Here is a 25,914-nt window from a genome sequence, read left to right on the forward strand (position 1 = left end):
CGAATGTTGAAGCATGGCGTGATTCGTTTTTCACTCGTTGCCTGTAGCCTGGCGCTTGCCGGGATCGCACAGGCCATCGAGCCGGTGCTCAAGGAAAGTGATTTGCCTGTGTTGGCTCAAGAGAGCCAACATGCTACGGCCAGCAAGCGAATTGCCAATCTGTTTACCCGCTCCCACTACAAACAGTTCAAGCTGGACGACGCCTTTTCCTCCGTGATCTTTGACAAGTATCTGGAGAATCTGGACTACAGCCGCAACCTGTTTCTGGCCTCTGACATCAGCCGTTTTGAGAAATATCGTACCGGTTTTGACACCGACCTCGAGCGAGGGCGACTGGCTCCGGCCTACGAGATGTTCAACCTGAGTCAGCAGCGGCGGTACGAGCGGTTCGAATACGCCCTCAAACTGCTCGACACTCCCTTCGATTTTACCCAGAAAGACAATTACGTCTTCGATCGGGAAGGGGCTCCCTGGCCCAAGGATGAAGCCGAGCTCAACGAGCTGTGGCGTCAGCGGGTCAAGTTCGATGCCCTGAGCCTCAAGCTCAGCGGCAAGGAGTGGCCCGAGATCAAGGAGCTGCTTGGCAAGCGTTACAACAACGCCATCAAGCGGATGTCCCAGACCGAGAGCGAGGACGTGTTCCAGCTCTTCATGAACTCCTTCGCCCGCGCCATCGAACCGCACACCAGCTATCTGTCTCCGCGCAGCGCCGATCGGTTCAACACCGAGATGAACCTCTCGCTGGAAGGGATTGGGGCCGTGCTGCAGGCGGAAGATGACTTTACCGTCATCCGCTCCCTGGTGCCAGGCGGCCCGGCGGCCAAGTCCAATCACCTGAAACCCGATGACAAGATCACCGGTGTGGGGCAGGACGACGGTAAGATCGTGGATGTCATTGGCTGGCGTCTTGACGACGTGGTCGAGCTCATCAAGGGGCCCAAGGGCAGCAAGGTGAAGCTGGAGATCCAGCGCGGCAAGGGCGCGACCGCCAAGACCGAGCTGGTGGAGCTGGTGCGTGACAAGGTGCGTCTGGAAGACAGAGCCGCCAAGTCCAAGGTGATCACCGCCGAGGGCAAGAAGATCGGCGTGCTCGAGATCCCGAGCTTCTACGTCAACCTGCACGACGACGTGATCAAGGAGATCTCCAGCCTCAACAAGCAGAAGATCGACGGCCTCATCGTCGATCTGCGCGGCAACGGTGGCGGTGCCCTGACGGAAGCTTCCGCCCTGAGCGGTCTCTTCTTTGCCAGCGGCCCCGTGGTGCAGATCCGTGATCACATGGGTCGCATCACCGTCAATGGCGACGACGACGGCAATGTCTACTACGGTGGCCCCATGTCGGTGATGATCGACCGCTACAGCGCCTCGGCCTCCGAGATCTTCGCTGCCGCCATGCAGGACTATGGTCGTGCGCTGATCCTCGGCGAAAACTCGTTCGGCAAGGGGACGGTGCAGCAGCATCGCAGCCTCGCCAAGGTCTATGACTTCTACGAGCAGCCGCTGGGTCACGTGCAGTACACCATCGCCAAGTTCTACCGTATCGATGGCGGCAGCACCCAGAACAAGGGAGTTGCACCCGATATCGCCTTCCCGACTGCGGTAGCGCCGGGGGAGACGGGGGAGAGCCGCGAGTTCAACGCCTTGCCCTGGGACAAGATTGCCTCGGCCAGCTACGAGCGACTGGGGGACTTCTCCAGCCTGCTGCCCAAGCTGAAAGCGGCCCACGAGGCACGGATCACCAAGGATCCGGAATTTGCCTATGTGCTGCAGGACATCAAGGAGTATCAGGCGGACAAGGACAAGAAGTCGGTCTCCCTGAACGAAGCCGAGCGGCTGGCTGAACAGGCCAAACAGGACGAGAAGGCGCTGGCGCGAGCCAATGAGCGGCTGACCCGTCTTGGCAAGCCGACGGTGAAGAGCCTGGATGAACTGCCGACCGATTTCGAGGCACCTGACGAATACCAGGTGGAAGCGGCCAACATCACGGCGGATCTGGCCACCCTCAGCAAGAATAGCTGATGCTGGCAACGAAATGACAAGGGCGACTCTGGTCGCCCTTTCTTTTGCCTGAATGCAAACTATTTGACCCTGTCCGAGCCTTGTGACAGCCTCTGACACGTCAATAACAAAGCGTGGAAGCACACAATAATGACTGAACAACCTCAGGCCATGACGGCCAAATATCGCCAGGATTACCAGGCTCCCCTCTATTGGTGTGACAGTCTGGATCTCGATTTTCAGTTGCAAGAGCCCCTGACCCGGGTCACCGCCATCTCCCGTTTGCGTCGCAGCGGCGATCACAACGAACCCCTGGTGCTGGACGGCGAGGGGCTTGACCTTGTCAGCGTCAGTGTGGATGGCGTGCCCTATCAGCAATACGAGCAGGGAGAGAGCAGCCTGACCCTGTTCAACCTGCCGGCCGAGTGCGTGCTGACCGTGGTCACCAACATAGATCCCGCCGCCAACACGGCGCTGGAGGGGCTCTACAAATCCGGCGATGCCTATTGCACCCAGTGCGAGGCTGAGGGCTTTCGTCGTATCACCTATTACATGGACAGGCCAGACATCCTGGCCCGTTACAGTACCCGTATCACCGCCGACAAGGCCAAGTACCCCTATCTGCTCTCCAACGGCAACAAGGTCGCGAGCGGCGATCTGGACGACGGTCGCCACTTCGTGCAGTGGCAGGATCCCTTCCCCAAGCCGAGCTACCTCTTCGCCTTGGTGGCGGGGGACTTCGATGTGGAGCGCAATCACTACACCACCCGGAGTGGTCGCGATGTGGCGCTGGAAATCTTCGTGGACAAGGGCAACCTGGACCGCACCGGTTTCGCCATGGAGAGCCTCATCCACTCCATGCGCTGGGATGAACAGCGCTTTGGCCTCGAATACGATCTCGACATCTACATGATCGTGGCGGTGGACTTCTTCAACATGGGGGCCATGGAGAACAAGGGGCTCAACATCTTCAACTCCAAGTTCGTGCTGGCCAACCCGGCCACTGCCACCGATGCGGACTACCACGGCATCGAGCGGGTGATCGGTCACGAATATTTCCACAACTGGACCGGCAACCGCGTCACCTGCCGCGACTGGTTCCAGTTAAGCCTCAAAGAGGGGCTGACGGTGTTCCGGGATCAGGAGTTCTCCTCCGATCTGGGGTCGCGCGGCGTCAACCGGATCAACAACGTGCGCACCGTGCGCGGTCCGCAGTTTGCCGAAGATGCCGGCCCCATGGCCCACCCCATCCGCCCGGATGTGGTGATCGAGATGAACAACTTCTACACCCTGACCGTCTACGAGAAGGGCTCTGAAGTGATCCGCATGATGCACACCCTGCTGGGGGAGGACGCCTTCCTGGCGGGCATGCGCCTCTACTTCGAGCGTCACGACGGCTCTGCCGCCACCTGCGACGACTTCGTGCAGGCGATGGAGGATGCCTCCGGGGTGGATCTCGTTCGCTTCCGCCGCTGGTACAGCCAGTCCGGCACCCCCGAGCTCACCGTGACCGACGAGTACGATGCCACGAGTGGTGTTTATCGTCTGCACGTGAGCCAGCACACCCCGCCGACCCAGGATCAGCCACAAAAGCTGCCGCTGCATATCCCCCTCGACATCGAGCTCTACGATGCACAGGGTGCCGTCATCCCGCTGCAATACCAGGGCAAGGCCATCGGCAATGTGCTGGACGTGCTGGAAGCACAGCAGACTTTCGAATTCGATCGGGTGCCGGTCAGACCGGTACCCTCCCTGCTGCGGGACTTCTCCGCCCCGGTCAAGCTGCACTATGACTATAGCGACGAGGCCCTGGCCTTCCTGATGCGCCATGCCCGCAACGAGTTTGCCCGCTGGGATGCGGCGCAGATGCTGATCAACAAGGCGGTGATCGACGGGGTGGCGCGGGTCCAGCACGGGCAGAGGGTTGAACTCTCCCACACCCTGCTGGCGGCCTTTGTTGCCATTCTGGACGAGGCTGCACTGGATCCCGCCCTCAAGGCAGAGATCCTGGCCCTGCCGGGAGAGGCGACCCTGGCCGAGCTGTTCGAGGTGGCCGATATCGACGCCATCCACCAGGTGCGCAACGGGATCCAGACCGCATTGGCCCACGCCTTCGGCGACCGCCTGCTGGCGTGCTACGAGAGCCTGCGTCTGCCGGCTTATCAGGTGGTCCATGCCGACATGGCCAAACGGGCCCTTAAGGGCGTGGTGCTGGGTTATCTGGCGGCGCTGGATGCCGCGAAGGCCGATACCCTGGTGCGCGAGCAGTACGGGGCCGCCGACAACATGACCGACACCCTGGCTGCACTCCAGGTGGCCAACAGCCATCTGCTGCCGTGCCGCGCCGCGCTTTTGGCCGACTTCGAAGGCAAGTGGGCCCATGATGGCCTGGTACTGGACAACTGGCTGCGGCTGGTGGGCGCCAAGCCGGCCAAGGATGTGCTCGATGACGTGAAGCAGGCGATGGCGCACCCGACCTTCAGCATCCGCAACCCGAACCGGCTGCGGGCGCTCATCGGCAGCTTCGCCATGAACAACCAGGTGCAGTTCCACGCCGCCGATGGCAGCGGCTATCGCTTCCTGACCGATCTCTTGATCGAGCTCAACGAGGTCAATCCCCAGGTGGCGTCCCGCCTCATCACCCCGCTTATCCAGTTCAAGCGGCTCGATGAGGGGCGCAAGGCGCTGGTTCGCGCCGAGCTGACCCGCCTGGCCAACCTGGACGGGCTGGCGCGGGATCTGTTCGAGAAGGTGAGCAAGGCGCTGGCACAATAAGCGTCACGACGGCGGGCAGGGGAGTCTGGCTCTCCTGCCCGTTTTTCATGGATGACCAGGAGGTGACATGAGGCAATACACTTTTCGGCTCTCCCTTGGCCGCGACGAGATCATGTTGATGTACCAGGGGCAGGTGAACCGCCTGGTGGTACGTACCGAGCAGGGTCTGACCCTGGAGCTGGGGTTGGAGAAAATCCGGCGTTTTGTGTCGGAGAGCGGCGTTCACGGCTACTTTCGACTGAAAACCCAGGACGATCATCGCTTCATTTCCCTGGAACGCATAAATTAACAAAACTTGAACATCAATCCGGGTAAATATCTGCTTTAAGTCACTATCTATCCGGTAAATGGCGCGGCATCCAGTGCGATTTTCTGAATTTTGCCAACTTGGCAAAATTTATCACAACCCAAGCCGTGATCTGCCCCTTGTTTTTAACATCCCGTTATCACCTTTGCTCGCCTTCGTTGATCCAAGCCATTACACTTCGCTGCAACTCTGTACCGGCGCGCATCCTGGGTGGATGTCGCCGTGTCTGTGATGTCGTCCGATAAGGAAACTAGCAATGGCATTGAAAGACGCCCCTACCTCCGTTCTGCTCGAAAACGTTCTCAGTCTGATCCACCAGAAATTGCCGAAAAACAGTGCCTCCCTGGTCGAATGTTTCGTTGCCAAGTTCTACGGCAACATGGCCAGCACTGATCTGCATGACCGCAATGACAGCGATCTCTATGGCGCCGCCCTCAGTCTGTGGAATGCCCTCAACCACCGTACCGGCATCGAGCCCTATATCCGGGTCTACAACCCCGAGCTGACCCGCCACGGATGGCAGTCTCCTCATACCATCGTCGAGATCATCCTGCAGGATTCCCCCTTCCTGGTGGACTCCATCCGCATGGCGCTCAAGCGTCTCAATATCACCGCCCACATGATGCTTCACCAGCCGCTGCACCTGATCCGCGGCGAAGGCGGCAAGATTGGCGCCATCCTGGATCTGGACAACACCGCAGAGCAGACCTCGGTGGAAACCGCCTTTCTCATCGAAATCGATCACCTGACCGGTGAAGAGGAGATGGACGCCCTGACTGCCGAGCTCAACTCGGTCGCGCGGGAAGTGGCCCTGGCGGTGGGAGACTGGCAGCCCATGCTGACGCGCCTGAACGAGATCATCGAGGAGCTGCCCAAACGCAAGAACCCGGTCAGCCAGGCCGAGGTGGACTCCTGCGTCGCCTTCCTCAAATGGGTGGCCGCCCACAACTTCACCCTGATGGGTTATCGTCGCTACGACGTCAAGGCGGTGGAGGGGGATCACGAGATCCTGCCGCAGCCCGAGTCCAGCCTGGGGCTGATGAAGAACTCCATCAAGGACGAAGGCCAGCGCCTCGGCACCATGCCCGCCAGCGCCCGTCACGCGGCCCTCAGTTCCGACTTGCTGATCCTCACCAAGTCCAACAGCAAGTCCCGGGTGCATCGTCCGGCCTATGTGGATTACATCGGCATCAAGCGCTTCGACGAGCACGGCAAGGTGGTGGGAGAGGATCGCTTCATCGGCCTATATGCCTCCTCCATCTACAACACCAGTGCGACCCAGATCCCCCTCATCAGCCACCGCCTCGAGCGCATCATGGCCGCCTCCGGCTTTGAATCGGGCTCTCATGCCTACAAGGCGCTGCTGAACGTGCTGGAAACCTACCCGCGCGACGAGCTGATCCAGGCCCGTGAAGAGGAGCTGCTGGCCACCGGTCTCGGCGTGCTGGAGATGCAGGAGCGGGACATGCTGCGCCTGTTCGTGCGCCGCGACGTCTACGGCCGCTTCTTCTCCTGCATGGTCTATGTCACCAAGGAGCGCTACAACACGGCGCTGCGGGTCAAGACCCAGCAGATTTTGCAGAAATATTTTGGCAGCAGCATCGATGTGGAGTTCAACGTCTACTTCACCGAGGGCGTGCTGGCACGGACCCACTACATAGTGCGGGTCAACAACAACAACGTGGATGTGGATGTGAACGAAGTACAGAACAACCTGATTGAAGCGGCCCGCAGCTGGGATGACCGCCTGGATTCCGTGCTGCTTTCCCACTATGGCGAGGCCCGCGGTAACGAGCTGCGCCGCCGTTTCAGCACCGCCTTCCCCCGTGCCTACAAGGAAGATGTGCTGCCGGGCTCTGCCGTCGCGGACATCATGGCCCTGGATGGATTGAGCGAGGCCGAGCCGCTTGGCATGCTGTTCTACCGCGCCCAGGAGGAGGAGAACGATCGCCGGGTACGCCTCAAGCTGTTCCACCGAAGCGAACCCATCCACCTCTCCGACGTCCTGCCCATGCTGGAAAACATGGGACTGCGCGTCATCGGCGAGACCCCGTATCAGGTACGGACCCCCACCGGCGAGGTGTTCTGGATCCTCGATTTCTCCATGCTGCTGCGGGGCGAGCAACCGTTCGATCTGGAGCAGAGCCAGCAGCGCTTCCAGCAGGCCTTCGCCGCCATCTGGAACAAGACCCTGGAAGATGACGGCTTCAACCGTCTGGTGCTGGGGGCCGGCCTCACCGGTCGTCAGGTATCCGTGCTGCGGGCCTATGCCAAATACATGCGCCAGACCGGCGTCTCCTTCAGTCAGTCCTATATCGAGGAGACCCTGACCCGTTATCCGGATATCGCAGAGCTGCTGTTCACTCTGTTCGAACAGCGTCTGGATCCGGCCGGCAAGCAGGACGCCAAGGTGCCATCGCAAGATGCTAAGGCATCCGCCAAGCTGCATGAGCAGCTCGCCGCCAAGCTGGATCAGGTCGCCAACCTGGATGACGATCGCATCATTCGCCGCTATGTGGAGATGATCGACGCCACCCTGCGCACCAACTACTACCAGCTGGACAAGGCGGGCAACATCAAGCCCTACATCTCCTTCAAGCTGGCCCCCTCCAGCATCACCGACATGCCGCTGCCGCTGCCGAAGTTCGAGATCTTCGTCTACTCCCCGCGAGTGGAAGGGGTACACCTGCGCTGGGGCAAGGTGGCCCGTGGCGGCCTGCGCTGGTCCGATCGCAAGGAGGACTTCCGCACCGAAGTGCTGGGTCTGGTGAAAGCCCAGCAGGTGAAGAACACCGTCATTGTGCCGGTGGGCGCCAAGGGCGGCTTCTATTGCAAGCAGATGCCGGCAGGCGCCCCCCGTGCCGTCATCCAGGAGGAGGGCAAGGCCTGCTACCGTCTGTTCATCCGCGGCCTGCTCGATGTGACCGACAACATCATCGGCGGCGAGGTGATCCCGCCAAAATCCGTGGTGCGTCACGACGAGGATGACTACTACCTGGTAGTGGCGGCCGACAAGGGCACCGCCACCTTCTCCGACATCGCCAACGAGATAAGCCTCGAATACGGCCACTGGCTCGGCGATGCGTTTGCCTCCGGCGGCTCGGTGGGCTATGACCACAAAAAGATGGGCATCACCGCCCGCGGCGCCTGGGAATCGGTCAAGCGCCACTTCCGTGAGATTGGCATCAACTGCCAGACCACCGACTTCACCTGCGTGGGTATTGGGGACATGGCCGGCGACGTGTTCGGCAACGGCATGCTGCTCTCCGAGCACATCCAGCTGGTGGGCGCCTTCAACCACATGCACATCTTCGTCGACCCGACCCCGGATGCGGCCAGGAGCTTCGTCGAGCGCAAGCGCCTGTTCGAGCTGCCGGGCTCGAGCTGGGATGACTACAACCGTGAGCTCATCTCCAAGGGGGGCGGCATCTTCCTGCGCTCGGCCAAGTCCATCAAGCTGAGCCCCGAGATGCAGACCCTGCTCGGCACTGACAAGGCCAGCATGGCGCCGAACGAGCTGATCAAGGCCCTGCTCTGTCTGAACGTGGACCTGCTCTGGAACGGCGGCATCGGCACTTATGTGAAGAGTGCCCGCGAGAGCGACGCCGACGTCGGGGATCGCAGCAACGACGTGCTGCGAGTCAACGGTCGCGATCTGCGTGCCCGCATCGTGGGCGAGGGTGGCAACCTGGGCTTCACCCAGCTCGGCCGGGTGGAGTACGCGAGCCAGGGTGGTCGCATCAACACCGACTTCACCGACAACGTGGGCGGCGTGGACTGCTCCGACAACGAGGTGAACATCAAGATCCTGCTGAACCAGCTGGTGGCCGCCGGGGATCTGACCCTCAAGCAGCGCAACCAGATGCTCTACGAGATGACGGATGCGGTGGCGCAGGTGGTCATCACCAACGCCTATCGCCAGTCCCAGTCCATCTCGGTCACGGCGTTCCGTGGCGCCGAGCAGCTCAAAGAGCAGCAGCGCTTCATCCAGGGGCTGGAGCGGGAAGGCAAGCTGGACCGCGGCCTCGAGTTCCTCCCCACCGACGAGGAGCTCTCCGAGCGGATGGCGGCGGGGCAGGGGCTGACCCGTCCCGAGCTGGCGGTGCTGGTGGCCTACGGCAAGATGGTGCTCAAAGAGCAGCTCAACTGCCCGGAAGTGACCGACGAGCCCTTCCTGGCCAACATGCTGGTCACCAGCTTCCCGACCCAGCTGCAGCAGCAGTTCGGTGCGGCCCTTGCCCAGCATCCGCTGCGCGGCGAAATCATCGCGACCCGGGTGGCCAACATGCTGGTCAACGACATGGGGCTCAACTTCGCCAGCCGGATGAAGGACGAGACCGGTGCCTCGGTGGCCGAAGTGGCCTGCTGCTTCGCCATGGCCCGCGAGGTGTTCGGCCTCAATACCCTGTGGCGCGACATCGAAGGGTGTGACAACCAGGTGGATGCCAACACCCAGCTCGAGCTGATGTTCTACAGCCGCCGCATTGTACGCCGCGCCACCCGCTGGTTCCTGCGTGCCCGCAACCGCAGCTGGAGCATCGGCGAGAACATCGCCTTCTTCCGCCCGGCCTTCGAGACCCTGAGTCAGCACCTTTATGAGGTAATGGACGAAAGCGAAGTGGCCGAACACAGCCAGGCGGTCGCCGCCCTGGTGGAGAAACAGGTGCCGGAGGCCATCGCCCGTCGCGTGGCCCACATGAGCAGCCTCTTCTCCTGCCTGGATCTGGCGCAGATTGCCGCGGAGCACAAGACCGACATCCTGCGGGTTGCCAACGTCTACTACCGCCTGGGTGCCAAGCTGGATCTGCACTGGTTCCTCGAACAGATCAACCATCAGCCGGTGGGCAACCACTGGCAGGCGATGGCGCGGGCCTCCTTCCGCGAAGATCTGGACTGGCAGCAACGCAGCCTCACCTCCGTGGTACTGGAAGGGTGCAAAGAGCAGGGGGAATGCGCTACCATACTGGCCGACTGGATTTCGGAGCATGAGCAACTCTTGTCCCGTTGGACCCACATGTTGGCCGACTTCAAGACCACGAGCACGCACGAGTTCGCCAAGTTCTCGGTGGCCTTGCGAGAGTTGAACCTGCTCCAGTTGAATTGCCGAACCTCGGCATAACCCCAAAAGCCCCGGCCAGTTGCCGGGGCTTTTTTTAAGGAGCAAGCATGCTGTACCCACTCGCCAGGCATTTCCTGTTCAAACTCAATCCGGAGCAGGCTCACGATCTCTCCATCAAATATTTGCCCCGCCTTCTCGGTACCCCGCTTGATTGTTTCTTCCGCCATTCTCTGCCCAAACGCCCCGTCACCGTCATGGGGCTTAATTTTGCCAATCCGGTGGGGTTGGCCGCCGGTCTGGATAAAGACGGGGAGTGCATCGATGCCTTCGGCGCCATGGGGTTCGGTTTCATCGAGGTCGGTACCGTGACCCCCAGACCCCAGAGCGGCAATGACAAGCCTCGTCTCTTCCGGGTGATCCCGGCCGAGGGGATCATCAATCGCATGGGATTCAACAACAAGGGAGTCGATCACCTAGTGGCCAAGGTGAAAGAGGCCAAATATCAGGGAGTGATCGGCATCAATATCGGCAAGAACAAGGACACCCCCATCGAGCAGGGCAAGGATGATTACCTTCTCTGCATGGACAAGGTGTATGACCACGCCGGTTATATTGCGGTCAATATTTCCTCGCCAAACACCCCGGGTCTGCGTCAATTGCAATATGGCGATGCACTGGATGAACTGCTGGCCGCATTGAAACAGCGTCAACAGGAGCTGGCCGAGAAATATAAAAAGTATGTGCCGCTGGCCGTGAAAATTGCCCCGGATCTGTCACTCGATGAAATAGATCAGGTAGCCGCCTCTTTGATCAAGAACCGTATTGACGGTGTCATCGCCACCAATACCACTCTGGAGCGGGAGATGATATATGACATGCCCCATGCCGCAGAGGCTGGCGGGCTCAGCGGTCGTCCGCTCCAGCACAAGAGCACCGAGGTGATTCGCCACCTGGCCAAGGCCCTCGACGGCGCCCTGCCCATTATCGGTGTAGGTGGTATCGACAGCGCCATGGCGGCTCGGGAAAAACTGGCAGCGGGTGCCAGTCTTGTCCAGATTTACAGCGGCTTTATTTATAAAGGGCCGAGTCTGGTCAAAGAGATCGTTACCCATATTTAAAAAATAACCGGTTGCCCTTATTTAACGTTGCTCAAATTCTCGACATGGAATAAAGTCGAGGGACGGCTTAGATAAGGGCACCACCATGTGTATTCAACCCAATGACAATTGGCAGTGGCATTATGACGCTCAGGATGATCGCCTGATGCTGGATTTGTCCGATCGCATGATATTTGCCACCGAATATAAAGGTCGACAACTTGTTCCCTGTTCTTTCACCACCCAGCCTTTTTGTGTGGATGATGCCGCCCTCTATTACCAGTTGATGGACAAGGCCGCTGAACTCGACTGGAGTACGCCCCACCAGGTCCAGCTGGTCCTCAATGCCATCGCCGTCAGCCGTTTTTATAAACCCCTGATGCCGCAAAGCTGGTTCTTTCATGAACAGCAGGCTCATGTTATTCCAGAGATGGGATCCCTGGTGTGGATGGATACTCCCCACGGTCGGGGGGAATTCATGGTCATCGAAGCCGGCGATCAGGCGAGCGTTTGCCTGAACCTGACCGACGAACTGGTGCTGACCAACAGCAAGACGCTGCCGCGCTTTGCCGTGATCAAGGTGATGAATAACCGGATGCAAGCCAGAGTCCGGGCACAGACACAATATCGGGAAGTGGGCTGACGATGGGGCCGTTATATGGCGACGAATAAGTCTGTTATAGGCCTGCTATATTGGTCTGATATTTAAGCGCACAGTCTCTCTCTTGTTCCATTATTTGTCTTTTTCCTTCGTCTGGTCGTCACGACCATTTTCTGCCTGGTCCGGGCAAGATTTTCGAATTCTTTACGAATGTGATGGTAGACAGCTGCCAGCCAAGAGCGGGATCCTGTCGCCCGCAAGGGGGGAGGGGAGAGTCTGCCGCGCCTCTTGCCGTTTATATGGCGCCTTTGTCCAAGGTTCGAGTGCCGAGCGCGGGCCGATAAGGTATAATGCGGCACTATTTTTATGGCATCCCCGTGAGCGTGATGAAAGAATTTTTTGCAACCTGCCCCAAGGGGCTGGAAAACCTGCTGGCCGTCGAGCTGACCAATCTGGGTGCGGAGCAGGTCCGTGAGACCGTGGCCGGCGTCCACTTCAAGGGCGAACTGGCCATCGGCTACAAGGCCTGTCTGTGGAGCCGCTTTGCCTCCCGTATCGTGCTGGTGCTCTCCGAGTTCCAGATGAACGACGATCTGGACCTCTACCTCGGGGCTCATACCATTCCCTGGGAGGAGCACTTCTCCGGTACCGCCACCATCGCGGTGGACTTTACCGGTACCAACGCCTCCATTCGCAATACCCAGTACGGCGCCCTGAAGATCAAGGACGCCATCGTCGATCGCTTCACCAAGCGCGGCCACGTGCGCCCGGATGTGGACAAGAAGTCTCCGGACATTCGCATCATGGCGCACCTTGGCAAAGGCAAGGCCAATATCACGCTGGACTTGTCAGGACCGGCGCTGCACCAGCGCTTCTATCGCCAGGGCACCGGCGAGGCGCCCCTCAAAGAGAACCTGGCTGCGGCCATGATTGCCCGCAGCGGCTGGGCTGGCGAGCCCATGATGGACCCCATGTGCGGCTCCGGTACCCTGCTGATTGAAGCGGCCTTCATCGCTGCCGACATGGCGCCTGCGCTGCGCCGTGAGCGCTTCGGTTTCGATCGCTGGCTGCAACACGATGGTGAACTGTGGCAGAGTCTGATGATGGAAGCCCAGGTGCGTGCCAAGCGCGGCATGCAGCGCTGCGAGGTGAAACTGTTCGGTTGCGATGCGGATACCCGAGTCCTGATGAAGGCCCGTGACAACGCCAAGGCCGCCGGCGTGGCCCATCTCATTACCTTCAAGCAGGCCGATGTCACCAAGCTGGAAAATCCGCTGCCGATGCCGGCTGTGGAAGGAGAGAGCCGTCAGGTCGGCATGCTCATCTCCAACCCGCCCTATGGCGAGCGTCTCGGTGAATTCCCGGCGTTGCTGGAAGTGCATCAGGCCCTTGGCGATGCCCTGCGCCGCGGCTTCCAGGGGTGGAAGGTCACCATTCTCTCCGCCTCTCCCGAACTCCTGAGCTGCCTGCGCTTGCGTGCCGACAAGCAGTATCGCCTGTTCAACGGCGCCCTCGAGTGCCAGCTGCGCAACTATCAGATCGCCCTCGATGCCGTCGCTTCCCAGAAAGAGGTGGCCCAGGACTTTGCCAACCGTCTGCGCAAGAATCTGAAGACCCTCGAGAAATGGGCGAGCAAGGAGAACCTCGATTGCTACCGCCTCTATGACGCGGACTTGCCGGAGTACAACGCTGCCATCGACCGCTATCAGGATTATCTGGTGGTACAGGAGTACGCGGCGCCCAAGGACATTCCCGCCCAGAAGACCCGCCAGCGTCTGCTGGACATGGTGCAGGCCGCCATCAAGGTGACCGGCATGGACGGCGAGAAGGTGATCCTGAAGGTGCGCGAGCGCCAGGAAGGCAAACAGCAGTACCAGAAGCTCTCCGAAGAGCAGCACCGGATGGAGGTTCAGGAGTACGGTGCACGCCTCTGGGTCAACCTCTACGACTATCTGGACACCGGCCTCTTCCTCGACCATCGCCAGACCCGCCGCATGCTGGGCCAGATGGCTCGGGGCAAGCGCTTCCTGAACCTCTTCGCCTACACCGGCAGTGCCACCGTGCACGCGGGGCTCGGCGGCGCCCGCGAAACCACCACGGTGGACATGTCGCGCACCTACCTCAACTGGGCCCAGGACAACATGCGCCTCAACTCGCTGGTGGGCCGCGAGCACAAGTTCGTGCAGGCGGACTGCCTGAAGTGGCTCTCCGAGGCGGACGAACAGTACGACCTCATCTTCATCGATCCGCCCACCTTCTCCAACTCCAAGCGGATGGACGAGAGCTTCGACGTGCAGCGGGATCACCTGCTGTTGATGCAGCACCTCAAGCGCCTGCTCGCGGCGGACGGCACCCTGGTCTTCTCCAACAACAAGCGCCACTTCAAGATGGACTTGGCCGGCCTTGACGCCATCGGTCTCAAGGCGCAGAACATCACGAACAAGACCCGGCCCAAGGACTTCGAGCGCAACCAGCATATCCACAACTGCTGGATCATCACCCACGCCGAGGCACAAGGCTGATGCTGACCCTGTTTCACACCGACGGCTGCCACCTGTGCGAACAGGCGTGGACGCTGGTGGAACAGGCCGGGATGGCCGCGCAGACCCGCCGTTGCGACATCCTGGAGGAGGAGGCCTGGCTCGAGGCTTACCGGGTGCGCATCCCGGTGCTGCAAGACAGTGCCGGCCGGGAGCTGGGCTGGCCTTTTACCCTGGGGGAGCTGCAAGGCTGGCTGGTACAGGGGTGAGCAGGATTTGACGACAAAACGGGGGCAGACTCACGCTGCCGCCCGTTTTTTCATAAGCAACAAGGAACAAACATGGCTCTTTTGACATTGCACGGCGCGTCCCTGTCGTTCAGTGATTTTCCGCTGCTCGACCATGCCGAGCTCACCATAGAGCGGGGCGAGCGCCTCTGTCTGGTGGGTCGCAACGGGGCGGGCAAGTCTACCCTGATGAAGGTGATTGCCAGCGAACTGCCGCTGGACGACGGCCGTCTGGTGTTGCAACAAGATTTGAAAGTGACCCGCCTCGAGCAGGATCCGCCCGCCTCGAGCGAGATCACCGTGTTCGATTACGCCGCAGAAGGGCTGGCCGGGGTAGGGGAGCTGCTCAAGCAGTACCACCATGTCTCCCACGCCCTGGCGCACGACCCTTCCGATGCCAACATTCGCACCATGAGCCAGTTGCAGGAGCAGCTCGACTATCAGAACGGCTGGCAGTACGAGACCCGCATCAATCAGGTGCTGACCCTGCTTGATCTCGACCCTGATGTGACGCTCGACAGTCTGTCTGGCGGCTGGCTGCGCAAGGTGGCTCTGGCCCGCGCCCTGGCGTGTGACCCGGATCTGTTGCTGCTGGACGAGCCGACCAACCACCTGGACATCGATGCCATCAACTGGCTGGAAGAGTTCCTCAAGGATTTTCGCGGCGCCATCGTCTTCATCTCCCACGACCGGGAGTTCATCCACAAGCTGGCGACCCGGATCATCGATCTCGATCGCGGCGTGATCACCTCCTGGCCCGGTAACTATGACGAATATCTGCAAGGCAAGGAGGAGTGGCTGCGGGTCGAGGAGCTGAAAAACGCCGAGTTTGACCGCAAGCTGGCCCAGGAAGAGGTATGGGTGCGCCAGGGGATCAAGGCGCGTCGTACCCGCAACGAGGGACGGGTGCGGGCCCTCAAGGCGATGCGCATGGAGCGCACCCAGCGCCGGGAACTGCAGGGCAAGGCCAAGCTGCAACTGGACGAGGCGGGCCGCTCCGGCAAGCTGGTGTTCGAGACCGAGGGGCTGGGGCTGGACTTTGGTGATCGCACCCTGTTCCAGGGACTGGATCTGCAGGTGCTGCGCGGGGACAAGATTGCTCTGGTGGGCCCCAACGGCTGCGGCAAGTCGACCCTGATCAAGCTGCTGATGGGTCAGCTCGAGGCGAGCCGTGGCTCGGTGCGCCAGGGGACCAACCTGGAAGTGGCCTACTTCGATCAATATCGTGAGCAGCTCGACCCCGAGAAGACGGTGGTGGACAACGTGGGGGAGGGCAAGCAGGAGGTGATGGTTCGCGGCCGCTCCCGCCACATCCTCGGCTACCTGCAGGACTTCCTGTTCGAGCCCAAGCGGGCGCGCACCCCGGTCAAGGCCTTGTCAGGGGGCGAGAAAAACCGTCTACTGTTGGCCAAACTCTTCCTCAAGCCCAGTAACTTGTTGATTCTGGATGAACCAACCAACGACCTGGATGTCGAAACGCTGGAATTGCTGGAAGAGCTGCTCACCGATTACCCGGGGACCCTGCTGCTGGTCAGCCACGATCGCCGTTTCATCGACAATACCGTGACCGGCTGCTGGCTGTTTGAAGGGGATGGTCGGATCAGCGATTATGTCGGGGGCTACGCCGACATGATGGCCACACGAGCCCTGCAGGCCGCCCAACAGACGGCCAAGCCGGCCCCGGTCAAGGTGGCAGAGCCTGTCGCGTCGGCAGCGGAGCCTGCGAAAAAAACACGAAAACTCTCTTACAAGTTGCAACTGGAGCTGGATAATCTGCCAGCCCGGCTGGAACAGTTGGAAATGGAACTCGATGCCCTGCAGGCCGAGATTAACCACCCCGGTTTCTTCTCCCTGCCAGCAGAGCAGACCCAGCCCAAACTGGATGCATTGAATGCGGCAGAGGCCGCATTGGAACACGCCTTCTCCCGTTGGGAGGAGTTGGAAGCGTTGAAACATCAAGACTAAGGAAGTAGATGAAAAAGCAATTATCCATGCTGGCCATCCTGGTCGGCGCCAGCCTCAACGCGCAGGCGGCACAAAGCTCCTTTTTCACCATCGTCGATGACGAAGTCAAAGGCTATGCCAGCGGGATCAGCGGCGATGCCAACGGCCTCATCGGGCTCAACACCAAGAACAACATGGCGGAATACTTCTCCACCGTGCGGTTTGCCGACTTCCTGGTGGATCGTTTCCGTTTCGAGCAGGGTTGCATGCTCTCCAACTCGGTCTGCAACTCCTTCTGGAGCGACAACTCGGGCTTTGCCTACCAGTGGCGTCGCGACTTCCTGGACAAGGTGGATCAACGCAGCAACCTGGGCTACGTGACCAGCTCCGAGGTCGATGGCCTGGTGACGGCCCTCGGGGATGTTCCGGAGGATCGGGTCGGTTACAAGATGAATGGCAAGCTGCGCACCGCCTTTGCCGTGGTCAATGACGGCAACCCGGTCGAGCTCAAGGATGCGGCCAGCACCCACGGCCTGAGCGTACCCACCTCCATCAAGAAGCTGGACAACGGTCAGTATCTGGTGACCGGTACCGCGGCCAGCGACAAGTATCGCCACAAGGTGGGCGGTGATTTCTACAAGTGGTGTTTCGAGACGGGCAATGACAGCCAGTACGGTCACTTCCGCTACTGCCCCGGGGTCGATACCCAGGCGAGTTTCTGGCTGCTCAACAGCTCGGGCGGGTTCAACAAGCTGATGCAGGCCGGCACCTATGGCCATCAGCGTGACGAGGTGCTGCAAACCGCTTCTGCACTGGGCGTGGCCAAGTACAACGGCACCCTCTACGGCGTGGGCTACAGCTCTACCGGCGAGGTGGGCACCGGTGATCTGGATGGCCGCAACCTCGCCAGCTACTGGACCCTGGATACGGCTGCCGGCACCGTGGGCACCACCAAGATCATCCCGCTGCCGGATGGCGAGCCTGGCAAGGACGATGCCAAGCTGCAACACAGCTGGGCCGTGGCCGTCAACGACAACGGCTACGTGATCGGCAACCAGCGCTATCGCATCAACAAGGGTCAGAACCGCCCGGTGGAGATGTTCCTGTTCAACCTGAGCAAGCCGGGTACGGCGGCCAGCCTTCCTCTTCAAGACAAGCCGGTCTCGGGGGCAGGCTCGGAAGCGGCCGCCATCAACGAGCACAACATGGTGGTTGGCTGGCGCGACTCCCGCCATCAGACCCAACCGGTGGTCAATGGCACCAACCGCATGCAGGAAGCCTTCCTGCTGAACGCGGCCGCCCCGGCCAACAGCTGGTATCTGAACGATCTCATCTGTGGCAAGGATGACGCCGGCAACAAGCAGTGTGCCCAGAACGGCAAGTACTATCACATCGCTTACGCCAGCGGCATCAGCAGCGACGGCACCATTGCCGCGACGGCGTATCGCTATGACAGCGAGAGCGACCTCAACAAACGCGCCAACGCCACCGTGGTCGCCGTCAAACTGACGCCGGCCGTGGCGGATTATCAGGGCAATGCCCCGGCCAGCTATGTGGTCAGCAATGCGCCGGTCAACAACCAGACCGGTCAGGATGGTGGCGAGGGCGGTGGCGGCAGCCTGTTCTGGTTGACTCTGCTGGCGCTGCCCTTTGCCTGGCTGCGTCGCTATCAGCGATAAATAAGTGTCATCAAAAATTAATGCAGTTCAGTATCTTGTGTCACAACCCCTGAATAGCATGGAATTTTTTGTTTGACCCTGCCTCCCCCCTGGGGTAAAAATGAAGGCGACCGGTGAAAAACTGGTCGCTTTTTTTGTTCCACGAAGAGGGTCGTAGATGATGAAGAGACAGAAACGGGACCGTCTGGAGAGAGCTCGCGCTCGTGGTTATCAGGCTGGCGTAGTCGGCAAACAGAAAGAAGCGTGTCCGTACCAGTGCCTGGATGCAAGGGGCCATTGGCTTGGTGGTTGGCGCGATGCCATGGAAGGGCGAGGCTCAGGCCTCTTCATGAAGTAACCGATACTTCATCACTCATTACAAAAGGAAAGGGGCCATCGTGGCCCCTTTACGTTGTCTCTGCTCACCCAGGAGCAGGATCAGAATGCGGTGGTGTCTTTGAACAGGCCCACTTTCAGATCGGTGGCGCTGTAGATGGGGCGACCATCCACTTCCACGACGCCATCGGCAATGCCCATGACCAGTTTGCGGTTGATGACGCGCTTGAAGGTGATCTTGTAGGTGACCTTCTTGGCCGTCGGCAGGATCTGGCCGGTGAACTTGACTTCACCGACACCCAGCGCACGTCCTTTGCCAGGACCCCCTTTCCAGCCCAGGAAGAAGCCGACCAGTTGCCACATGGCATCCAGGCCCAGGCAGCCGGGCATGACGGGATCGCCGGGGAAGTGGCAGTCGAAGAACCAGAGATCCGGCGTAATATCGAGTTCAGCCAGGATTTCACCCTTGCCGTGCTCGCCGCCATGGTCGTTGATCTTGACGATGCGATCCATCATCAGCATGTTGGGGGCGGGCAGCTGGCTGTTACCTTCACCAAATAATTCGCCACGGCTGCAGGCAAGCAGCTCTTCACGGGTAAAGGACTCTTTGCCTTGTTCGCACAGGGAGAGGCGGGGATCAGTGGTGTCGTTATCTAGGGTCACGCTGTTTATCCTTCATATGGGTCAAAGCCGGGCCAATTTAGCTTACAGCTGTTCGCTAAACAACTCCGATCACTTCATTTAACGGCCAAGCAGCCGATCCAGCAGGCTGCGCAGCAGGCCGCCACTCTTGGTTGCCGTGCCATTGAGTTCGTCAAGTCTCTCCTGGATGCGACCAAACAGGGTATCCGGCATGTCCGGTTCGCCAGCAACGCAGCCGGTGAGCAGCTCGATAGCCTCTTCCACGTGATCCACCGGGTGGATGTGGAACTGGCCGGCCTCTACTGCCGCGATCACTTCATCAGAGAGGTTGAGCTGCTGGGCGTTGGTGCCGGGCAGCAGAATGCCTTGCTTGCCGGTGAGACCGTGGATCTTGCACACCCGGAAGAAGCCCTCAATCTTCTCGTTCACGCCGCCAACGGCCTGCACATTGCCGAACTGGTCGACCGCACCGGTCACGGCGAAGTGCTGATAGATGGGCTGGCGGGCGAGGGCGGAGAGGAGGGCACACAGGCCGGTCAGGGAGGCGCTGTCACCATCGATCTCGTGGTATGACTGCTCGAACACCAGGTTGGCCGAGAGCGGCGAGGGGTTCTCTGCACCGAACTTGTTGGAGAGGTAGCCGTGGATGATCATCATGGCCTTGGCGTGAATGTGACCGGCGAGCTCCGCCTTGCGCTCGATGTCAGCCACATCGCCATCCCCGAGGTGGACGGTCGCGGTGAGGCGTACCGGCTCCCCGAAGTCATAGGGATGGCCGGCCACCTGGATGACGGAAAGGCCGTTGATCTGGCCAACCTCTTCACCGTCGGTCTGCAGCAGGATCTGGCCGTCGATGACACCCTGATCCGATTGCTCCACCAGATAGTTGAGGCGGTAATCCTGCTCTTCCAGGGCGAGCAGGATATGTTCGTCAGTGACGCAGGTCGCTTCCAGCTCGCGGGCCAGGCTGTCGGCCATGCGCATGATGGCGCCGAGCTGTACCTCGGAGAGGGATAGCCACTCCTGGTGGTCACACAGGCGGCTGGCATGGCGACAGAGGGCGAGGAGGGCACTTGGCGTGAAATCCAGCAGCGCCCAGCGCGCTCGCAGCCAGGCGAGATATTGCAGGAAGGCGGGGAGATCTTCCTCGATGTTCACTTCGGAGACCAGATCGGCACGCAGGAAGATGCGCTCCGCCATGTCCCTGTCCAGCATCTGGAATTCCGCCACGTCCAGCCTGTCACCGACCAGGATCAACTTGAACCGGATGGGGGTCGCTTCCGGGGTGAAGAACGGCGTCAGCGTCTTGCCTTCCTGATAGGCATTCCAGTCCAGCTCGCCTTTTTGCATGGCGTTTTTGAGCTTGAACCAGAGATGAGGCTGATCCAGCAGCTCATCGAGCTGAAGTATCAGGTAACCACCGTTGGCTTCCCGCAGCAGACCAGGTTCCAAAAGGTGCTGGTTGGCGTAAACGGAGCCTTGTTCCGTCTGATAGTTGATGGAGCCGAACAAGGTATCCCAGTTCAGGTCACGGCCGTAGACGACAGGGGCTTGCTGATCCTCATGATGGATCAGCAGGTTGATTAGCACCGGGTGCTGGAACTCGAGGCCCTGGGCGACATGGGCGGCCAGATCGGAGAGGAAATCCACGATCTTGGGGTCGTTGTTCTGTTTGCGGATGATCCGGGTGACCAGCCGCTCGGCGTCGAGATGGTGGCTCATCAGCTTGAGCAGCTCACCGACCATTTCGCAGAACTCGAAACCCGAGCCCGGTTGCAGGCGCAGCCAGATGGGCTTGAAAGGGTTGTTGAGATTCTCGGTATAACAGAGATCGAACAGGTCGCCATCCTTGCCATTCGAAGAGGCGATCAGGGTCTGGCAGACATTCTCGTAATCTGCACCGGGGAAACCGTTGAGGATCATGACCGGGCAGTCACCATCAAAACTGGCCAGCCGTTTGATACCCGAAATCGCTCTGGGTTGCAGGGCGGCAAACGGCATGGGGTCGAGTTCGCCAAGTGTGGGGAACTGCTCAATCGAGAAAGCGGGTTTTAATTGTTCTGATGTTAATTCAGCCACTTAAGACATCCGGTCGGGGATAGGATCAATTGCCACCATTATACACAGTTCGGTTGAGGGTGACAGAACACCAAGATATATCATTTAACTAATATCTACTAGATATCAACTACATGTTAGCGTGTGTGGGTATAAAATCCATAATTACAATTACTTATAATTAATTGCATTTGAAATCAATTCAACATGATTCATGTACTCACTAGTTGCAGCGTGTTTTTAGCCTAAAATCTCAGTCGAAATACATAACTTAATACAAAAAAAAATTTTTAAGCATCCTATTGCTAGGAAGGTCAGTGTGATGCTCCGCTGTATAGCAGTCCTATCGAGAGGCTAAAGATAAGTATTAGTGTGGCGTAAACCTGTGGGAGAGCTGGTAGTGGGGGAATGAAGGCCTGTGTTCTAGGCCTGTAGAGCAATAAGTGTCTAGAGAAGCCGGGGCGATTCAGACTGGACTGAGTTCTCTTCCTCTAGTGAGCGACTATTGGGAGCAGTTATTTAGGGAACCAGAGGCTATTAAGTCAGTCCAGCCGCAGATACGCCCTCGATTTGAGCAACAGGACCATGGTATGCTACTGAATACAATAATGTTCACCGTTAGGGTATTAAGCTTAAATGGATGCGAGCAGACGTTATCAGAACGAAAAGCCTGTGGATACTGATCTCTTCAGCGGACAAGGGCATAAACAAGTCGCCGATGCAATTGCAACGGTATTACGCAGCGATAGTAGCCAGCATATCATTGGGATTGAGGGTAATCTGGGGGCTGGTAAAAGCACTGTCATCAATATTTTAAAACAACAAATTGAAGCCAGCGGTTTCCATATCGTGACCTTTGATGCAGATCAATACCATAAAAATCTTAAACCAGCGCTAATTAAAACTATTGAAACTGAACTAAAGAACATTTTTGATAAAAAAAATAAGATTCAACTTAAATTATTACAGGAAGCAGTTGAAAAAGCATTAGGTCAACGTCTCGAATACACAAAAGACACCCAGAGTCATATTTCATTAATTGCCATTATATTTGGTTTCTTGCTAGCAGTTTCAGCTTTGCAATTACGGCCTGGTCTAACATTTCTATTTGATTTAATAGGTGGGAAAGACAACTTAAGCATAACGTCTGGTATTGTGTCGTGGCTACTCTTAGTTTCACCTGCATTAGCTTGGGGTTACATTTATTTGTCCAAGTCAAATATAAATTTAGGTGACTTGGTTAAGCGTAACAGTAAAGATGTCATTACCGAAATAATAGACATTAATAGAGAAGTCGGCTCAATAGAATTGAGGGAAGCATTTTCTATTTTTGCAGAGATTATTCCTACGGGAAAAACGTTGTTACTCGTGATCGACAACATTGATCGTATAGCACCTGATATAGCTCGCGAACTGTGGAGTGACATAGAAATCTTGACCTCATTAGGGAATGAGCGTTTTCGTATTCTACTACCATACTCTGAAGAGCACTTAGCGAAAGCCCTAGAAAAAAGTGCAGTTGACGAGAGTCAATCTGGACGTGAGTTTATTTCTAAACGAATCCCTGTTCCATTTTCAGCTCCTCCTATCGTTACCACTGGATGGAGGGAGCAATTTGATGCGTATTGGTCTGAGACGCTTCCTGACATCGATGGTAGAGATGGCGTGAAGTCGCTAATTGATATCTGGATTAACAAGGTTACCCCTCGCTTCCTTAAGAGTTTAGTGAATCGGATTGGCGCCAAAATTGATAGTTGCCCTGAAGGCAACGAATTCCTCAATGGAGCATGCTGCGCAGCCTACATATTAGTGGTACGAGACAGCGGCGTCCTAGTTCAGGACCTATTGAGCAATCCAGATGAGCTTTTTTCCCAAAAAGAGGATGATGAAACGTTTAAAGACGCTATAAGAAAGCTATCTGCAACCCATAGAGTATTAAAAAAATATAGTGGTGAAAAACATGATTGGTTAAAACAAATTGCTGCTCTGCACTATCAAACATCATTCCAAATAGCAGAGAGCGAGCTCATTGCAGAGCCAATTAGAGTTGCAGTTAATACTCACGATACTTCGACTTTGGTTACACTTAAGCCATTACTTGGCTTCGATGTTTTCTTTAAACAGCAAATTGAAAAGACGGACTCAACCGAGTTGGTGAAAATTGCCGCGGCGCTTTTGGATGAAGATACAGGACTAGAGTTGGTTAATGAATATTTAAGCGATATCAATCACGAATTAAAAGGCAGCCAAACTCATACTTCTTATGAATATGATAAGGAGCTTGTCACTAGTTACTTGCACCTTACAAAGAAAGGAATAAAAATTAACTTAACGCCAATAAGTACAAGGCAAGAGTCGGTGACCAATAGCATCAAAGACATTTGGGATTTGCTTTCCAATTTGGATTCTCCAACACTAGGTAAATCACCAGTCTCATTAAATGAATTACAACGTACCATCATGGATTGCTACGCCTACTCTACTATCACAAAGATAAAGCCATATTTTGTTGAAAATCTAAATCCGAACTTCATCGTTAATGCACTTTATCCTATAGCACGTGATATAAATGACTGGGATGTTGAAGCCCTGATTAATGAAGTCTCATTTATTTCCATCGTTAAAGAGGCTTGCTCAAGACACGAATATATTGAGGATGAGCCTTCTATTTTTACGGTTTTGCTTAAGAGATATCGCGTTGGAATATTGCAGAGCATCAAAATTGAAGATCTACTCGATAACAACAAGATCACTAATATTTCGCAAAACGTGGAAGCGATACCATTTACTAAATATTGGCATAACACAAACAAGCAAGCATTTGCCCAGAGTCTTGTTGCGGAACTGAGCGATATAATTCATAACAACACAGCAGAAAAAGAAAATATTACTAAGCTAGCTGCTTGCGCAATTGTTGCTGTAATGCACGCATTCTCGCCTGTAGAGTATGGAACTTTTAGAAACCATGCTGCTCGTCATGATTCTTCGATAATGGCCTTTCAATGTGTTAGTACCATAATTGGTGACCATCCATTGTATAAAGATTATATTGTTAATTATTTAAGTGCGTCGAAATATGACCAGATAATGCAATGGTGCAAACAACATGAGATTATGAATATAATGTTACCTCATGTTGAAACTATGATTAAAAATGAGCGCATACAGAGTGCTGCAGTTAAGTCACTGATTAATGATGACTATTCCTTCATAAATAAGAATAAGCTTACCATCACTAACGAGGAGCATGTTAACTGGGTTGGAACCTGGCATGTACATATAAAAAACATTTCACCTCAAGATTGGTCATTAGAGTTTGTAGATGACGTTATCAATTATGAGCAAGCTGAGTTATTAAAAATTTTGCGGGACCACTTTGATAGCGAAGAGATCACACAAGCTGACTGGTTAAAGAGAATCAAAGAAGCACATATGGTAACAAAGCGAATGGTTGATTATATGACTGACAAGGGACTTATACTCAATCACCAACAGGCACTTGTAAATGCCTTGAAGGATATCCCGTATACAAATGATAACTACAATCAATTTCTCGTCACTCAACTTACAACACTATTAGAACCACAAAAGAAAGGGGCTGTAACTAGAAGTTTGAATGTTGCATTCCTCAAACAAACTACGACGCATGAGCAGCGTTATAGGTCAATTCACTATTTCTCGAACGCCATAACGATGCCTAGCATTAATGGGCATGAGATGGCACAAGAGGTGATTGATTTAATTGAACATGCAGCTGCCAACGACAATGCGGAGGCTTTGCAGTGGTTAATGAATCAACCAGTTTTAGAATCTGGTTGGTGCATTGACACTTGGCTTTTGGAGGATCTAGAAGCTCTTGGGAATACGCTTTCTTCTATCGATAGTGATCAAAAAACACGATTGTTAACAGAAATCAATATTCGCCTCGGCGATAAAAAAGAAAGTGCTGGCGATGATGATATCAAACTAGCTATTGCACAGTAATATTTTTTAAAGCCCCATTTCATTTGGAATTGGGGCTATTCAGTTTATTACACAAAGCCTATCAATTCACAAAGGTGAGAGATGCTATAATTTTTGCATTATAAATTTGGACTGACCCCACGACAGTGGACACATCCTGCCCTCACGATGAGGCCCTTTCGAAATTCTCCGGACTGACGTCACCAAGATGGCTGTGGCGCCGGCCCCTGTTATAGAACGTTTCAATGTAATCGAAGATATCGGCACGGGCCAGATCGCGGATTTGTAGATCCGTTTTATGATGTGCTCTTTTTTCGGTGAATTGAAGAACTATTCAGCTACCACATTATCACAACAGTTGTCACATCGGCTCATACTAGGTGCCTGGTTGCTCCCGGCAGAAGCGCTGCCAGTCAAAGAGTATTAGTTGCTTGATACGGTTGGCAGACTTCATGCGCATCTAATAATCATGAAAGATTATTTTATGTAAACTGTGATTTTGGTAACAATTGACTCTTGCGCTATCGTTGTATACTTTGTGAAAATTGCTACGTTCTCGACATCTACTGCTCTAGTTATGATTGCAATTTAAACTGAGTTTGGAAAACTTGGATTGCTGTTATACCAAATTATAGGCTTTGGCTTTTATGAGCCTTGGCTGTAAGTTACTTTAGACTCTCTTTTTTGTATCCCCGTTGGCAAGGGCAGT

General features: G+C 56.5%; 14 protein-coding genes and 1 pseudogene. 12 read left to right on the forward strand and 3 right to left on the reverse strand.

Going from position 1 to position 25,914, the window contains the following annotated elements; all coding sequences use genetic code 11:
- Positions 1 to 3 precede the first annotated feature (3 nt).
- From prc to rmf, 11 genes are all read left to right on the forward strand, one after another.
- Positions 4 to 2,019, forward strand: a complete 2,016-nt coding sequence (prc, locus tag J9892_RS19660) for a carboxy terminal-processing peptidase (protein WP_210538752.1) — start codon at positions 4 to 6, stop codon at positions 2,017 to 2,019.
- Positions 2,020 to 2,148: 129 nt separating this feature from the next.
- Positions 2,149 to 4,773 (forward strand): aminopeptidase N, encoded by a 2,625-nt coding sequence (pepN, locus tag J9892_RS19665; protein WP_052814625.1) that lies wholly within the window; start codon positions 2,149 to 2,151, stop codon positions 4,771 to 4,773.
- Between the two features lie 67 nt (positions 4,774 to 4,840).
- Entirely contained in the window at positions 4,841 to 5,062 is a 222-nt protein-coding gene (locus J9892_RS19670; protein ID WP_010674767.1) for a DUF2835 family protein, read from the forward strand.
- Between the two features lie 274 nt (positions 5,063 to 5,336).
- The gene (locus tag J9892_RS19675) at positions 5,337 to 10,199 is read left to right on the forward strand and encodes an NAD-glutamate dehydrogenase (RefSeq protein ID WP_210538753.1); all 4,863 of its coding nucleotides are present in this window, start codon (positions 5,337 to 5,339) and stop codon (positions 10,197 to 10,199) included.
- Positions 10,200 to 10,246: 47 nt separating this feature from the next.
- A complete protein-coding gene (gene pyrD / locus J9892_RS19680) occupies positions 10,247 to 11,257 on the forward strand; it encodes a quinone-dependent dihydroorotate dehydrogenase (RefSeq protein WP_039040791.1) in 1,011 nt (336 codons plus the stop codon).
- A gap of 85 nt (positions 11,258 to 11,342) precedes the next feature.
- Complete coding sequence (locus J9892_RS19685; RefSeq protein WP_041211431.1) at positions 11,343 to 11,879, forward strand: cell division protein ZapC; 537 nt, start codon at positions 11,343 to 11,345, stop codon at positions 11,877 to 11,879.
- Between the two features lie 308 nt (positions 11,880 to 12,187).
- Positions 12,188 to 14,359 carry a bifunctional 23S rRNA (guanine(2069)-N(7))-methyltransferase RlmK/23S rRNA (guanine(2445)-N(2))-methyltransferase RlmL gene (rlmKL, locus tag J9892_RS19690; protein WP_052814621.1) on the forward strand — a complete coding sequence of 724 codons (2,172 nt, stop codon included), beginning with the start codon at positions 12,188 to 12,190 and terminating at the stop codon, positions 14,357 to 14,359.
- The gene (locus tag J9892_RS19695) at positions 14,359 to 14,586 is read left to right on the forward strand and encodes a glutaredoxin family protein (protein ID WP_102948506.1); all 228 of its coding nucleotides are present in this window, start codon (positions 14,359 to 14,361) and stop codon (positions 14,584 to 14,586) included. The genes rlmKL and J9892_RS19695 overlap by 1 nt, the downstream gene beginning before the upstream one ends.
- Before the next feature lie 72 nt (positions 14,587 to 14,658).
- Positions 14,659 to 16,569 (forward strand): ABC transporter ATP-binding protein, encoded by a 1,911-nt coding sequence (locus tag J9892_RS19700; RefSeq protein ID WP_029314544.1) that lies wholly within the window; start codon positions 14,659 to 14,661, stop codon positions 16,567 to 16,569.
- A gap of 8 nt (positions 16,570 to 16,577) precedes the next feature.
- On the forward strand, positions 16,578 to 18,227 hold the full coding sequence (locus tag J9892_RS19705; protein ID WP_210538754.1) for a DUF3466 family protein: 1,650 nt from the start codon (positions 16,578 to 16,580) through the stop codon (positions 18,225 to 18,227).
- Between the two features lie 160 nt (positions 18,228 to 18,387).
- Positions 18,388 to 18,564 carry a ribosome modulation factor gene (rmf, locus tag J9892_RS19710; RefSeq protein ID WP_010674759.1) on the forward strand — a complete coding sequence of 59 codons (177 nt, stop codon included), beginning with the start codon at positions 18,388 to 18,390 and terminating at the stop codon, positions 18,562 to 18,564.
- 80 nt (positions 18,565 to 18,644) lie between these two features.
- Here the strand turns inward: rmf and fabA are convergent, their stop codons facing one another.
- Both fabA and J9892_RS19720 read right to left on the reverse strand, forming a co-directional pair.
- The gene (gene fabA / locus J9892_RS19715; RefSeq protein WP_010674758.1) at positions 18,645 to 19,205 is read right to left on the reverse strand and encodes a 3-hydroxyacyl-[acyl-carrier-protein] dehydratase FabA; all 561 of its coding nucleotides are present in this window, start codon (positions 19,203 to 19,205) and stop codon (positions 18,645 to 18,647) included.
- A gap of 78 nt (positions 19,206 to 19,283) precedes the next feature.
- Positions 19,284 to 21,263 carry a Lon protease family protein gene (locus J9892_RS19720; protein ID WP_102948504.1) on the reverse strand — a complete coding sequence of 660 codons (1,980 nt, stop codon included), beginning with the start codon at positions 21,261 to 21,263 and terminating at the stop codon, positions 19,284 to 19,286.
- Between the two features lie 651 nt (positions 21,264 to 21,914).
- Between J9892_RS19720 and J9892_RS19725 the strand changes: the two genes are divergently transcribed.
- Positions 21,915 to 25,226 (forward strand): P-loop NTPase fold protein, encoded by a 3,312-nt coding sequence (locus J9892_RS19725; RefSeq protein ID WP_182310716.1) that lies wholly within the window; start codon positions 21,915 to 21,917, stop codon positions 25,224 to 25,226.
- A 142-nt stretch (positions 25,227 to 25,368) separates the two neighbouring features.
- Here J9892_RS19725 and J9892_RS19730 read toward each other — a convergent pair.
- A pseudogene (locus J9892_RS19730) lies at positions 25,369 to 25,620 on the reverse strand (IS3 family transposase); the annotation flags it as partial.
- Between the last annotated feature and the right edge of the window lie 294 nt (positions 25,621 to 25,914).

Origin of the sequence: Aeromonas sp. Prich7-2, assembly GCF_017939255.1 — a bacterium.
Taxonomy (GTDB): domain Bacteria; phylum Pseudomonadota; class Gammaproteobacteria; order Enterobacterales; family Aeromonadaceae; genus Aeromonas; species Aeromonas caviae.

Coding starts and splice junctions, on each gene's coding strand:
- prc (WP_210538752.1), top strand. CDS start 4: ATGTTGAAGCATGGCGTGATTCGTTTTTCACTCGTTGCCTGTAGCCTG.
- pepN (WP_052814625.1), top strand. CDS start 2,149: ATGACTGAACAACCTCAGGCCATGACGGCCAAATATCGCCAGGATTAC.
- J9892_RS19670 (WP_010674767.1), top strand. CDS start 4,841: ATGAGGCAATACACTTTTCGGCTCTCCCTTGGCCGCGACGAGATCATG.
- J9892_RS19675 (WP_210538753.1), top strand. CDS start 5,337: ATGGCATTGAAAGACGCCCCTACCTCCGTTCTGCTCGAAAACGTTCTC.
- pyrD (WP_039040791.1), top strand. CDS start 10,247: ATGCTGTACCCACTCGCCAGGCATTTCCTGTTCAAACTCAATCCGGAG.
- J9892_RS19685 (WP_041211431.1), top strand. CDS start 11,343: ATGTGTATTCAACCCAATGACAATTGGCAGTGGCATTATGACGCTCAG.
- rlmKL (WP_052814621.1), top strand. CDS start 12,188: ATGCGGCACTATTTTTATGGCATCCCCGTGAGCGTGATGAAAGAATTT.
- J9892_RS19695 (WP_102948506.1), top strand. CDS start 14,359: ATGCTGACCCTGTTTCACACCGACGGCTGCCACCTGTGCGAACAGGCG.
- J9892_RS19700 (WP_029314544.1), top strand. CDS start 14,659: ATGGCTCTTTTGACATTGCACGGCGCGTCCCTGTCGTTCAGTGATTTT.
- J9892_RS19705 (WP_210538754.1), top strand. CDS start 16,578: ATGAAAAAGCAATTATCCATGCTGGCCATCCTGGTCGGCGCCAGCCTC.
- rmf (WP_010674759.1), top strand. CDS start 18,388: ATGAAGAGACAGAAACGGGACCGTCTGGAGAGAGCTCGCGCTCGTGGT.